The organism is Rhodopirellula bahusiensis, assembly GCF_002727185.1.
Classification (GTDB): domain Bacteria; phylum Planctomycetota; class Planctomycetia; order Pirellulales; family Pirellulaceae; genus Rhodopirellula; species Rhodopirellula bahusiensis.
This window is the reverse complement of sequence record NZ_NIZW01000018.1, coordinates 67,100-79,835: the sequence shown is the minus strand read 5'-3', so window position 1 is coordinate 79,835 and position 12,736 is coordinate 67,100. Positions and strand designations below refer to the sequence as shown.

The window sequence follows — 12,736 nt, the reverse complement described above, 5'->3', positions numbered from 1 at the left end:
CCGATGTTCCAGTGCTCTCGCGAGCAAAGGCGGATCGCTTTCTATGAAGTTCTCGATGGTTCGGGGTCTGGGATCGTCGTGCCCACGACCGCCGCACCGATGCTGTCGCCCAAAACGTTGACCGCGGTTCGGAATCGATCGAGCAACCAATCCACCGCGAGGATCAGGCCAAGGTATTCCAAAGGCAATCCGACAGCTCCCAGGACAATCAGCATCGTGACCAGCCCCGCCTCCGGTATTCCCGCGGCTCCGATTGCGGCCAGCGTCGCGGTGACCGCCACGATCAATTGGTCTGAAAGTGTCAGGTCGAAGCCGATGGCTTGGGCGATAAAAATGGCCGCGGCAGCTTCGTACAACGCGGTGCCATCCATGTTGATCGTCGCTCCCAATGGGATCACGAATTCAGTGGAACGCTTTGAAACGCCAGCGGATTCAGCGCACTCCAGTGTGACCGGCAACGTCGCCGATGAGCTGGCGGTTGAGAACGCTGTCAGCAACGCTTGACTCATCGCCGCCATGTAGTGATAGGGATTTTTCTTGGTAACCAGATAGTAAATTGTCGGAAGGATAACGAAGCCGTGGATGGCCAAGCCGATCACCACCGCGGCGAAGTACCAACCGATCTGGCTGATTTCTTCAAAGAAGCGACCGTCGGCTTGAGCTTTTCCGAATCTTGCAGCCACCAGGCAGAAAATCCCGATCGGTGCGAGCTTCATCAAAGCCATGACAAACCGCAGCAGCAAATCATTGGCTTCGGTGACCAAAGTGGCGATCGACCGAACGCGATCCATCATGGTTGTCATCAGCGCCCCGATTGCGATTGTGAACACGATGATCGGCAACAACTGAGTGTCGGCTGCGGCAGCGAACAAGTTGTCCGTGATCAGCATCAACGCAAGATTCTCGAGCACAACGCCCATGCCGGGTGCCTCTGTTTGACCGTTTGGAAGTTCGGCGCTCTCAGCAAACTTTTCGAGAACGGCAGGATCGACCGTTCCGACTCCCGGGCGGATGACATTGACCACGACCAATCCAATGACCACGGCCAAGACGGTCGTGCACAGGTAGTACCCCACCGCGGTCGCGCCCGGACGGCCTAGTTGCCGGACATCGCCCAACCCCAAAACTCCACACAACACGGAAGTGAACACCAAGGGCACCACAATCATCTTGAGCGCCCGAAGGAACAGTTCGCCACCGATTTCGAAGTGCACCGCGATATTCGGAGCAGTCAGTGCAACTGCGATCGCCGCCACAATCGCACCCGCAATCCAATACGTCAGTGACTGATTGTGCTTGGGTGATTCCGTCATGCTTGTTCCTTGGGGGCGTTCATCACGCGGGTTTGGCTGTCTACAGCGTCACAAAATAGCGGTTTCTTTCCGAGCTCGCACGGCGCTGCCAATGAGAGCGACCTAAGTTTTGGATGGAATGGTTCGTTCCCCACCCTCCTGTATTTCTTTTGGCCATTGGCCACGCCTCAGCCCAATCAACGAGTAGTCTCGGATGCCCTCCTCAAAACGACGTAACACTCGACGTGCAGCAGTCGGCAGCGTTTTGTTTTCGGCCGGTCTCTTTTGCGGAACCCTTGTCGCCGTTCCCAAGCTTCATCGGGCATTGTCGTCGGAACAAACTCCCGTCGAAATGACTTGTGCGGAGCTGGTTCAAAACGGAATTGGCGAGTCGTCGGTCGTTCGGCTGACTGACGCGACAATTGCAGAGCCATCCGAAGAGATGGACTTCGCCATGTTGGCACCCGATCCCAATGCGGCTCAAGCGTTGCCTGTCGGCACGGGGATGCGAGCTTGGATGTCGGGTGACAAAGTTGCGATGGCCAAGTCGACCATCTCGAAAACACTGAAGCACCCAAGGTCCAAGAAGCTAATTGACCAGATGGTGCGCGGCGAAGTCATTCCGCGGGACTTTGTCGGCGCTTCAATGCCACAACCGCTCAAACTCTCGCCCGGTCGCGACATAGCTGCCTTGGCTTTAGAAGAAGTCAAAACAACCGGAACGTTGACAGCTTTCGTCACGGAAGATCCAACATCGAAGTGGATTGCCAAATCAGGTGACTACCTGGGTGTCGAACTACCAGAGCCGTTTGTGAAGTCAGCTGAAATGGATCAGTACTCTTTGCACCCCATCTCTCAAACCGAATCCGTTTCAAACGCCAGCATTTGGATCGGTGCGTCCGCCTTTTCGATGACCATCGGATGGTTGCTTTGCAGTTCGGCTGGTTGGGGGCTTTGGATCCTATTCTGTCCCGTCGCCGCGATTGTCGGTGTGTTCGGGATTCCATTGCGGTCCGGTCGTGGCAACCGAGTCACATGGATGCTGGCGTTCTTCGTCGGTGGATTCAGTTTGGCCGCCGCATACGGGTTGGCATTTGTTCTCGGTGGATTGGGGCAAGCTCAATCGATGTGGACGATGCAGGCCGCCGGTTTCATCGCGGCTTGTGCCGGAATGGCCACTTGGTTGGGGATTCGCGGGAGCATAAAGACCAAACGCAGCATGGTGTTGTCGCCAGGATCACTGGACGATTTAATCCTGCCAAAGAAAGGTCGAGCGAAGAATGCAAAGCCTTCGAAAAAGCAAAAGCGAGCGAAGAAGTCCAGCGGCACGGATGTCGACGCGGATCAGTACACAACGACTGGAGTTCGACAAGACGCGTTGCAAGAAACGCTGAATAAGAACGCCAGCTATTCTCGCAAGTATTTGGATCCTCGATTGAGCGTGCCTGCCAACGCACAAGCATCACCCGAGGCGATGGAGCACAACCTGCTTTGGCAAAAAGCTGATTTCGAAGAACCGTTGTTGGTGGAAATTGGTCGCGGCGATGCGGCATGCCAAGCTACGATCCAGGTCGGGTGTCAGAATCTGGTTCTAGGCATGACGGATGAGCTTGACGGGCAAGTTCGTCTGCGGATGATCAGCGTGCTGGAGGACGGGCACTGTTTGGTGAGTGTCGACGACTCGTATCCCGACCTTCAAATCGGTGGTGCCAACGAACAGGCAACCTTGTCCATGTATGAATCTGTTAAAGCACCGAAGTTGCTCGCGAAGCACTTGGAGAACGCCGCCGATCTGGCTGAGAAACGCAGTTCAGGTTTGGTAACACTGGATAGCAACGAGTGGCGTGATGTCGTTCTGCTAACGGAACGGGTGCTCAAGTCCGTCTTGCACGACGAAGGGCATCAAAAGTGGGAGATCTACGACATGACCTATGGTCGCTTTTCCTATCCGGTCCAAGATGTTCGGATGTTTGAAGAACCATCGCCCGTCTGAGGCAATCCAAGCTAGCGAGCCATCGAAAAACGCGAACGACTTAGCGAGGCGGGATTTCGTAGACTCCAAACTCAGCCCACACCGGCATGTGATCGCTGACCTTCAAGGCTTCTTCTTCGGTGATGCGAAGTGCGGATTTTAGGTCCAGCACGCCCGCTCGTCCGGTGAATTCTCGAGTCGTCGCTGAATCAATCAGCAGGTGATCGTAGGTCTTCGTCTGCAATGTGTTGGTGGGTTTATCACCGACCAGTGATGTCACGTTGGAGATGCGTCCCGTTTCCAAGAGCCACTGCGTGTCGACATTTAAGTCGCCCATCAGGATGAAGTCTTCTTCGCCGGTGCTTTGGTATTCGTACATTCGAACGCTGTGAAAAACATCGTCCAAGACGTTCATTTCGTTCTTCGGAGTGTCGCCCATGCGGGATCCGACTTCGTCTGGGTCCGTGTGTGCATTTAGCAATGTGAATCGGAATGGTTTGCGAGTCGCTGTGGGAGTCACGCGAGTTTGAAAGCTAGCCACCATCGGTGCGCGATGCATCCGATCGAGTTCGTCACTCACCAAGTAGTCAGATTCCGGGATCAGATCAATGCGATCGGTGTCCCAGACGTACCCGTATCGTTCGGTTTGTGATGTTCTGCCTTGGGGAGCGCTCACGGTCGCGTCATACCGACCACCCAAACTGGCAATTTCGTCCAGCAGTCCATTGATAGGAAGTGCTGGATCACCTTTGATCTCTTGGATCGCGACAACATCGAACAACAAACAAACCTGAGCGAGATGACGCATCACTTCAGGCTTCGATGACTTGCTTTTGCCAAACACTTGAATGTTGAAAGTCGCCAGCCGAATGGACGCGTCGTTCTTCTGATTCCGACCGCTGACGGGCGTCACCAAACTAACCGGTGCAATCTCGCCAATGGGTGCTCTCCCGGAGTAGCCACGGGACGCCATTTGTTCGGGCGTCAAAGATGCGGCCAATGGGTCTTCGTAGACCGGTTCTTCGTTTCCTCGAAGCGAATCCAAGGTCGGCAAGTTGACTTGTCCGGTCAACGCAGCGATGACCAGTGCGATGACTCCGGTGACCGAGATCCCAGGCGTGAACCAGCGCAGGATGGAACCGCTGGATCGACGAGACCGTCGCCGCGATTTGGATTTATCGCCCCAGATCAATTTCCATAACAGTTTGATCACCACGGCCTCCTTGCCGCGTGTATCACAAGCTCATTGGCGGTCGCTGAGAATCTTTCTCGATGCGTTCCAATGGCTCTCGCGAGTCACTTTTCTGTTTCACGATCTGTACGAAATGCATCGCCATGCGGCGGAAGCGTCAAGCGATCAATCGATAGCAGAACCAACTTGGGCGATAGCCAATCCGTTTCAATCGCGTCAACTGCAATATCAGGTGTACACCTGCTAGCCCGCATGATCGCATCCCCCAGTTGACCGATGATGTCTGTCGAGTCGAAGCGAAAGAGACCGCGTGCAATCGTGTCGTAAATTTGAACAGCTAAAACTGTTTTTCCGCTGTTTCAATTGTGTCAGCATGTCACTCTGCATCAATCGCTTTCCAGTCGCGTCCGTGATCACCGGGCTGGTCCTCGCCATGACCGCCATCGGTTTGTTGCAGATGCCTCGCTCTTCGATGTCGGCAACCGAGAACGATGCAGCGGAGAGTGAACCATTGCAATTGGCGCCTGCCCAGGAAGGCCTGTTGATCACGTCGGTGGTGAACACGCCCAGTGTCGAAGGTGCCGCGGCAAAGCCCGTTGATCCGCACTTGACCATGGGCAGTGAGACTTGCGTCAAGTGCCATGCCAACGAAGTGAAGGTTTGGAAGGCGACGCCTCACCAACGCACGTTCGATGAACTGCACCGTCGTCCAGAAGCGAAAGCAATCGCTTCGAAGCTTGGCATCCGTTCCATCAAGTACGACGGTCGGTGCGTCGATTGCCACTACACTCAACAGGTTGATACGGCTTCGGGCAACGTGCATGCGATCGAAGGAGTCAGCTGCGAATCATGTCACGGATCCGCCAAGCAGTGGTTGGACCTGCATCATGACTATGGTGGCGAACAAGTCACACGAGCGATGGAAACTCCGGAGCACCGTCAACTGCGTTTGGCACAAAGTGTTGCTGCCGGCATGCGAAATCCCGTCAACGTTTACCTTGTTGCACAAAGCTGCTTGCGTTGTCACACAACGGCCGACGAAGAACTCGTCAACGTCGGCGGCCATTCGACGGGCAGCCTTGACTTCGAATTCGTTTCGTGGAGCCAGGGCACGATCCGCCACAACTTCATCGATTCCGATGGTCAGAACAACGACCAAAGCAGTCGCGATCGTTTGCGAGTCATGTTTGTCAGTGGCATGATCGCGGATTTGGAAGCCAGTCTTCGAGCGACTGCCGAAGCGACCCAAAAAGCGAAGTATGGTGTCACCGCGGCAAAGCGAGCAGACCGGGCAGCGAAACGACTGTTATCCGTTTCTCAGAAAATCACTTCAAAACACATCGAAGATGTTTTGCTGGTCTACAGCGGCGTCACTTTGAAACTGAACAATCGTGAGCAACTGGTTCAGGCAGCCGATACGATCGCCGAGATTGGTTTCCGCTTTGCCGCCGAAACAAACGGTCACGTGCTCGCGCCGTTGGACGCTTTCATTCCGCCTGCGAATCGCTGGAAGTAGCAAAGAGTTCGTTGACCTGCCGCCTCACCGCTTTGGGCAGAGGGCCTGCGGATGCAAAGTCGGCGATTTGTTCGGGGCGATGAGCACCCACGAGGGCCGCCGTGACTCCGGGTTGCGAGACCGCCCAAGAGATCGACAAATTCGCAACCGAGCGACCTGTGTCGGCTGCGATTACTTTGAGTTGATCGACGATGTCATGGGCTCGTTCGCGGGCCGCGCCTTGAAAGATTGGATAGTTGGGTCGGCTGTCACCTTCGGCGAAGACATGGTCACGCTCAATCTTGCCGGCCAGCAAACCCTTCATCAGCGTCCAATAAACCCAAGCGTCGCAGTCATGCTCTTTCGCGTCTGCGATTTCGTTTGAAAGAGGCTCCTGCTGAAGGCCATTGAGCGGACACTGAATCGCGGAACATGGAACGACGCTCGCAAACGCCGCACGTTGCTCTGGGGTGGCGTTGCAGACCCCCACTCGTTTCGCCATACCGCGTTGCATCAAACGCTGCAGCGCCCAAGCACTCGCTTCGATCGGAACTTCCTCATCGACGCAGTGCAGCATCAACGTGTCAAAGCACCTGATTCCGATGCGTCGCAAAGAGTTTTCCGCGTCGACGACCAGTGTCTCGGGATTTCCGTCGTTCACTCGGGCACCATCCTCGCCGTATCGCTGCCCGACTTTTCCGATGATTTGAATCTCGTCGCGAGTTGGCCCGTCGAGGTCTTTTAGGACCGCCCCCAGGCGTTCGTCCGCCTCCCCCTGCAGGCCGTAACTGTAGGCGGTATCGAATTGGCGAATGCCAGCATCAATGGCCGCATGAATGGTTGCGATCGCGTTTTCGCGAGTCACGCCAATCGTGGTGACGCCCGCGATGGGCCAGAGTCCCAAAATGATGTGTTGGTTCAAAACAGTTGCGAGATTGAAAAAGGGAACTAAGTTGGGCGCAGGACGTGGTTAATTCGTAGTGAGAATTGATGATCGTTCAATCCGATGACCTCTAAGAAGAACAATTCAACAGCAAGATGGCAACGACACCCACCACCGCAACCACGGTTGCCCCCGGGATTACCCGAGTCGAAAAGAACAACTCGAAGGGCTACGTGGTCCGCGTTTGTCGCGATGGCGTGCGAAATTCCGAGTACTACTCCGACAAAATGTGCGGCGGAAAACGCAAAGCGTTGCAGTTGGCAAAGCAAAGCCATGCCGCGTTGCTGGAGGTTCTCGGCCCGGCGAACAATTCCACCAAAGACAAATTGACCAGTCGAAACACCACCGGCAAGGTGGGGGTGCACTTGGCCCATTCAGTCGACAATCGCTATCCCGGTTGCGAGTACCAAGCGTATTGTGCGTCGTGGAAAACGGAGGACGGACGACGTCAGAAGATCAGCTTCGCGTTCAACCGATATGGCGAAGACGAAGCCTGGGAACTCGCCTGCATCGCTCGGGATCGTGAGACGGTCGACCGAGAAGAAGTGATCGCAGTTCGCGAACGCCAACTGAAACGGAAGAGTCGCAAAACCAAAGCTCGCCGGAAATAGTTGGTGACAGGACGGATCACTTTTTCAAGCAGTACCGATTGAGCGTTGCAGCTAGACCAATTGCGTTGCAGGAACCGGTGCTAACGCACATCGGCTGATACGCTCAAACTCTGACAATGAGTCACCTGGGTTCGGCGAAGAATCGTCGGACCCTTTTTTGATTCTGGCTCTGCAGAATCGAGCCAGTCAATCGTCTTGGCAACGGCTCACGAGAGCAGCAATTGCTGACCGGGTTCCGCGTCGTCGATCTCTCGGCGGATCTCACGCAAACCGTAGGCACACAGTTCAAACTGGTCGCTCAACCGATCCAGCAACTCGCATGGTGGTCGCGATTCATCGGCTTGAATTGTCGATGCGATTTTGTAGGACCGTTTACCGTGTTGGAAATAGTCCAGAAGTTGATCCGGTGAGTCCTTGCCATCGCCACGCACGGACTCAGGAAACATCCCGGCCCAAAACAAAGTCACGTCGCCGATGTGGCGATGCACTTCTCGCTTGGCGATCCCGATTCGGCGTTCAGCCTCGCACAACAACTGGAAAACTTCCGTTGCTGGGCGCCCGTCATTGCGACGCATTTTGTGAACGGCATCGATGCGAACAAATCGAAGCATCAGGTCGCTGACGTAACCGATCAACTGGACGTCCGTGACGCCCAACTTGGTTTGGAAGATCGACTCACTGAGGCCGCTTAGGAAGCGATCAAGTGCTGATCGTTTTTCAGGTGTGTGTTCAGTTGCCACTGCATCATCCCCTTGTTCAGGCTGCGAAAGGGGGCCAATTGAAAGACCTGAAATCCACAACTAGTAGCCCGCGAACCCAAAGTCAAGACATCTTTTGGCGTGCATGATGCCCCCGCCGGTTCAACATGGTGTCCGCGTGAGATTCAGCTTCAAGGATTCTACGGCGTGATTGAGCACGTGGTTCCGTTGAAAAACCCTAGCGGAAGAAACCTCTTCACTGATTCTGGTTCAGCGTTGCGGGCGGCGACGCGTAGGTCGGTCGAATCCCATTCAAAATAGCTGCACCAGAAATGGCAGATAAGAATGCAATCAGCAGCCATGCACCGCGAGCGACCATCGGGCCGTAGTGCTTTTGAATCGCCGCGATCGAACGAATTTGATAGGGGGCGGTCCATGGACCGATCGCAATCGCGGTCGTGATGGCCGCGACTATCAAAGCCAAGCCGCCAACCAAGGTGTCATCTTGAATCACAACGTCTTCCTACACTCGAGTTCAGACGTCGCTTTGACGCAGACGGCGACGGATGACTCGACGTTGCATGCGAGCGGTTTCGACATCGGGATTGATGTCCAGGCAACGGTTCAAAGCATCGAGTGCCTTGTTGCCTTTGCCGAGTAGAACTCGAACCTTGGCCAGGCTCTGCCAAGCCGTGTAGTGAAACCGGCAATGCCACAAGCATGATTGATAGGCTGCTTCAGCTTTCTCAAAATCTTCCAGCCCGTGCCAGCAAATCGCGAGTTGATGATGAGCCTCGGCGTACAGCGGGGCTTGGTCAATCAACACCATCGCGGGCGACAATGCCGCGGCGTACTCGCCGCCATCGATCAGGTGGATGACTCGAAGGAGCTTTTGATGGTGCAACGGAGCCGCGTCGCGAACGATGACTGAGTGGAATGAGTCGTCAGCAACCAAACGCACTCCGCGATCGCAATCCGAGAGAGCTCGTCCCAAGAAGTCGACCGAGTGGCGATCGCCCAACATTCCCAGTGCCAACGCCGCGGCTCGTCGATGTTCCACTTCGCCACGCGAAAGGAGTGCGGTCAGGGTGGCCGACGTGTAATGTTCGTCTACGTCGTGAGCGAATCGGGGAGCGTCCGCTGAGCCGAGGTATCGCCGGTAAGCAGCGACCAGGCGAGTCGTGTGGACGATGGGAGCTGTCACGTTCGATTCCACCTTGGGCTAGTCAGGACGGTCTGGGAGGATTGGGCGGGTCAAACGGCCTGGAGCCGACGATTCACTTGCAATTTGGCTGCTGCGGTTTGACTTCTCGATGTTAGACCGATCAAGCTGTCGGGCAAGACGGCACACCAAAAGAACTTTCCAACGCACGGATTGTCGGATGCTATCCCAACCGCTTTTCCACCTTCGCTCTCCTCTCGCGAGCGTGTGTCGACCCCGCGAAAACACGGTGGTTCAGGCGACAAGAGGCTGTCCATCGGTCATGCAAGCGTTGCCCATGCGGACGGTTTGGAAACCTTGCGTGAGACATTTTTTGGCCGCTTTGTTGGGCGTGACGTTTTCCTTTTGCTCGACATTATCGGCGTTTTGTCAGCCGCCAGCGGATTCGCCAATACAAGCGGCCGCGTTCACTCGGACTGTCATCACGATTTCGTTGGATGGTCAAACGGCGGAAGAGGCGATCAACCAAATTGTGTCGCAGGTCAGCTCCGGCAGCCCCGACCGAAGGTGGACTTGGTGGCGAGATGGCGGCGTCGACCCAAACAAAATCGTGTCGCTGAATTTGGCCGGAGGCTCCGCGGCAGAGGCGATGACCCAACTGACCGGTCCGCTGGGCTGGGAAGCTTTTCCGATCCCGGGAATTTTGCTGGTTGGGCGACCCGAATGGATCGATCGGACGCTCGGTACTTTGGTGACTTCCGCCAAGCAGCAAACCATCGATTTGAAGCTGCCTCAAGGAACGTCTTCCAGGGCGACGCTGAACACCATTGTTGGCCAAGCCGAGAACCGACGTCTGGATTTGGATCGCTCGGAATCTAGCCAAGCGATGGGACTGCAATGGCTGCCTCACGATGTGTGGCCAGAGATCCATTTGCAGCAAGTCGATCCGTGGCATGCGGCTTCGCTTGCCTTGTCTGAATTTCAGATGGCAGCGCGTCGAGGAAGTCCACTGGCGCGATTGCGTTCGCGCGATGAGTCCTTGCCCGATGGCGTTGAAATGGTTGAAGACAGCGACACGAGTTGGCGAGACACCAAGTTTTTGATGACCTACCCAACGGAAGAGAGCGAGGCCGAGGTGCGCCGCGCCGTTCAGGCGGTGGATGCATCCGCGTCGTTCCGTTCGGGACGCGATCCAAAGACTCGCAAGAAGTCGTTGCGAGTTCACACGAATCCGGCCGGGCACCGTGCGGCGCTCGCTGCTCAGTGGAATGCTGCTGCGGCACCGGCCCAAATCGCGGCTTCCGGACGCGAAGCCACTTACGATCTAAAGCTGCTCAACAAACCAGCCAACGAAGTGTTGCAACAATTCGCTGGCGCGGCGGCGAAGAAGCTGGCCATCGACGAGGATGCCAAGCTGAGAAGCCAGACGATCGTGAGTTTGGATGCGACCAAACAAACCCTCGAGCAGTTGGCTCAATCAATTGCCGATCAAGCCAACTTGCACGTCGTCTGGGGTGACCAAGTCGTTCGCGTCAGTTTGCCGAAAGACTAAGCCTTGGGCTCTTTGCGAAGCTGGATCCATTCGCTGTGGAAGGTGCCTTCCTTGTCCAATCGCTGGTAAGTGTGGGCACCGAAGTAATCGCGTTGGGCCTGCAGCATGTTGGCTGGCAAGCGTTCCATGCGGTATCCGTCGTAGTAGCAAAGCGCGGTGCTGAACGCGGGGACGGGAATGCCCATGATCGACGCAACCGCGACAACCTTTCGCCACTTCTCTTGTGCGTTTTCGACCGCATCTTCGAAGTATTTTGCCAGCAGCAAGTTTTCCAGGTTTGGATCGGCATCGAATGCTTCTTTGATGCGATCGAGGAATTGTGCACGGATGATGCAGCCACCTCGCCACAGCAACGCAGCGGCACCGTAATCCAAGCCCCAGTTGTGCTCGGCCGATGCGGCTTGCAGCTGAACGAAGCCTTGTGCGTAGGAAACGATTTTCGAAGCGTAGAGAGCTTGGCGAACCGCTTCGACGAATTCAGCTCGGTCGCCGACCAGCGATTGAGCGATCGCACGCATTTCTGGGTTGGCCGATTCAGCAGGACCGTTGAGAGTCTTGCTGGCACGAGTCCGTGCTTCTTTCTGTGCTGACAATCCGCGAGCGAACACGGCGGTTGTGACCAGCGTGCTAGGAACGCCGAGGTCGAGAGCCAATTGGCTCATCCATTTGCCCGTGCCCTTCGCACCAGCGACGTCCATGATTTGGTCGACGAGGTAGCCGTCGCCGCCCTGGTCGTCTTTAACGCTGAAGATGTCGCGTGAAATTTCGATCAAGTAGCTTTGCAGGTCACCGCGATTCCATTCGTCGAAGACGTCGTACAGTTCGTCGTTGGACAAACCGCCGAGCTCTTTGAGCAATTGATAGGCTTCGCAGATCAACTGCATGTCGCCGTATTCAATTCCGTTGTGAACCATTTTGACGTAGTTGCCCGCACCGCCGGCACCCAGCCATTCGCAGCAGGGGATGTCGTCGTTCGGGCCGACCTTCGCCGCGATCGATTGGAACATTTCTTTGATGTGAGGCCACGCGTCGGCACTGCCGCCGGGCATCAACGAAGGACCCTTCAGGGCACCCTCTTCGCCACCGCTGACGCCGCAACCGACGTACAACAATCCCGCAGCTTCGACTTGTTTGGTGCGACGTTCGGTGTGAACGTAGTACTCGTTGCCGCCGTCGATGATGATGTCGCCGGGTTCGCAGTGCGGCAAAAGTTGCTCGATCAACGCGTCGACGGCGGGGCCGGCTTTGACCAGCATCATCAATTTGCGAGGCCGTTTGACTGATTTGACGAATTCTTCGATCGAGTGACAGCCGACGAAGTTCTTGCCCTTCGCACGACCTTCCATCAAAGCGTCAACTTTGGAGGTGGTGCGGTTGTAAACGGCGACTTTGTAGCCGCGGCTCTCGACGTTCAAGGCCAAATTTTCGCCCATGACGGCCAGACCAATCAGGCCGAAATCACAATCACCACTCATAGCTGTACTTTTGTTCGTGTGTTTGACGGGGACGTGACAACCCGGGGTGCGGCAATCCAAGCGTGCCGCAGCGGCTCACGCGGGCCAGCAGTGTAAATGACTGGGGCACGGCGAAAAGGCCCATGCGAGGTTTGTACCCCGCGTTTGGCTCCATACACTCTGGCTCTCAAGCGTTTCAACCGTCGCAACCCGCCCATTCTCGGCACTCGCCCGCGTTGACCAGACGTCCCGGAGAGCAGCCAGCCGGGACAAATCACTTTCTAAACTGCACCCATCAGCCGTTGGCCGTCAGGCCCGGTTGGATCGTGGAAAACGCTGCGAACGCACTGCGGCTGAGATTCCGA

At 56.0% G+C, this 12,736-nt stretch carries 11 protein-coding genes; 4 read left to right on the top strand and 7 right to left on the bottom strand.

The window, feature by feature from the left end:
• Window positions 1–41 precede the first annotated feature (41 nt).
• Window positions 42–1,313, bottom strand: coding sequence for a dicarboxylate/amino acid:cation symporter (locus tag CEE69_RS21495; protein WP_099262672.1), 1,272 nt, complete (start codon window positions 1,311–1,313; stop codon window positions 42–44).
• A 193-nt stretch (window positions 1,314–1,506) separates the two neighbouring features.
• On the opposite strand from CEE69_RS21495, the gene CEE69_RS21490 reads away from it, so the two are divergent.
• Window positions 1,507–3,285, top strand: coding sequence for an MFS transporter (locus tag CEE69_RS21490; RefSeq protein ID WP_099262671.1), 1,779 nt, complete (start codon window positions 1,507–1,509; stop codon window positions 3,283–3,285).
• Between the two features lie 40 nt (window positions 3,286–3,325).
• Here CEE69_RS21490 and CEE69_RS21485 read toward each other — a convergent pair whose 3' ends face one another.
• Complete coding sequence (locus CEE69_RS21485) at window positions 3,326–4,480, bottom strand: endonuclease/exonuclease/phosphatase family protein (RefSeq protein WP_099262670.1); 1,155 nt, start codon at window positions 4,478–4,480, stop codon at window positions 3,326–3,328.
• A gap of 349 nt (window positions 4,481–4,829) precedes the next feature.
• Here CEE69_RS21485 and CEE69_RS21480 point away from each other — a divergent pair, with 349 nt between their 5' ends.
• Window positions 4,830–5,972: a multiheme c-type cytochrome gene (locus CEE69_RS21480; protein ID WP_099262669.1), complete on the top strand. Its 1,143-nt coding sequence runs from the start codon at window positions 4,830–4,832 to the stop codon at window positions 5,970–5,972.
• Here the strand turns inward: CEE69_RS21480 and CEE69_RS21475 are convergent.
• Window positions 5,944–6,873 carry an aldo/keto reductase gene (locus CEE69_RS21475; RefSeq protein WP_099262668.1) on the bottom strand — a complete coding sequence of 310 codons (930 nt, stop codon included), beginning with the start codon at window positions 6,871–6,873 and terminating at the stop codon, window positions 5,944–5,946. The two genes, CEE69_RS21480 and CEE69_RS21475, sit on opposite strands and share 29 nt — an antisense overlap.
• A gap of 116 nt (window positions 6,874–6,989) precedes the next feature.
• On the opposite strand from CEE69_RS21475, the gene CEE69_RS21470 reads away from it, so the two are divergent.
• Window positions 6,990–7,505, top strand: coding sequence for a transcriptional regulator (locus CEE69_RS21470; RefSeq protein ID WP_099262667.1), 516 nt, complete (start codon window positions 6,990–6,992; stop codon window positions 7,503–7,505).
• A 206-nt stretch (window positions 7,506–7,711) separates the two neighbouring features.
• Here CEE69_RS21470 and CEE69_RS21465 read toward each other — a convergent pair whose 3' ends face one another.
• From CEE69_RS21465 to CEE69_RS21455, 3 genes are all read right to left on the bottom strand, one after another.
• Window positions 7,712–8,245, bottom strand: a complete 534-nt coding sequence (locus CEE69_RS21465; protein ID WP_099262666.1) for a hypothetical protein — start codon at window positions 8,243–8,245, stop codon at window positions 7,712–7,714.
• A gap of 214 nt (window positions 8,246–8,459) precedes the next feature.
• Window positions 8,460–8,717, bottom strand: coding sequence for a hypothetical protein (locus CEE69_RS21460; RefSeq protein ID WP_099262665.1), 258 nt, complete (start codon window positions 8,715–8,717; stop codon window positions 8,460–8,462).
• 21 nt (window positions 8,718–8,738) lie between these two features.
• Complete coding sequence (locus CEE69_RS21455) at window positions 8,739–9,407, bottom strand: HEAT repeat domain-containing protein (protein ID WP_233215500.1); 669 nt, start codon at window positions 9,405–9,407, stop codon at window positions 8,739–8,741.
• 319 nt (window positions 9,408–9,726) lie between these two features.
• Here CEE69_RS21455 and CEE69_RS21445 point away from each other — a divergent pair, with 319 nt between their 5' ends.
• The gene (locus CEE69_RS21445; protein WP_233215499.1) at window positions 9,727–10,917 is read left to right on the top strand and encodes a hypothetical protein; all 1,191 of its coding nucleotides are present in this window, start codon (window positions 9,727–9,729) and stop codon (window positions 10,915–10,917) included.
• On the opposite strand, the gene gnd is transcribed toward CEE69_RS21445, so the two are convergent.
• The gene (gnd, locus tag CEE69_RS21440; protein ID WP_099262662.1) at window positions 10,914–12,392 is read right to left on the bottom strand and encodes a decarboxylating NADP(+)-dependent phosphogluconate dehydrogenase; all 1,479 of its coding nucleotides are present in this window, start codon (window positions 12,390–12,392) and stop codon (window positions 10,914–10,916) included. The two genes, CEE69_RS21445 and gnd, sit on opposite strands and share 4 nt — an antisense overlap.
• Window positions 12,393–12,736: the final 344 nt, after the last annotated feature.

Excerpts from the sequence above, each read along its gene's own strand:
- CEE69_RS21470 (WP_099262667.1), top strand. The coding sequence starts at position 6,990 with ATGGCAACGACACCCACCACCGCAACCACGGTTGCCCCCGGGATTACC.
- CEE69_RS21490 (WP_099262671.1), top strand. The coding sequence starts at position 1,507 with ATGCCCTCCTCAAAACGACGTAACACTCGACGTGCAGCAGTCGGCAGC.
- gnd (WP_099262662.1), bottom strand. The coding sequence starts at position 12,392 with ATGAGTGGTGATTGTGATTTCGGCCTGATTGGTCTGGCCGTCATGGGC.
- CEE69_RS21495 (WP_099262672.1), bottom strand. The coding sequence starts at position 1,313 with ATGACGGAATCACCCAAGCACAATCAGTCACTGACGTATTGGATTGCG.
- CEE69_RS21480 (WP_099262669.1), top strand. The coding sequence starts at position 4,830 with ATGTCACTCTGCATCAATCGCTTTCCAGTCGCGTCCGTGATCACCGGG.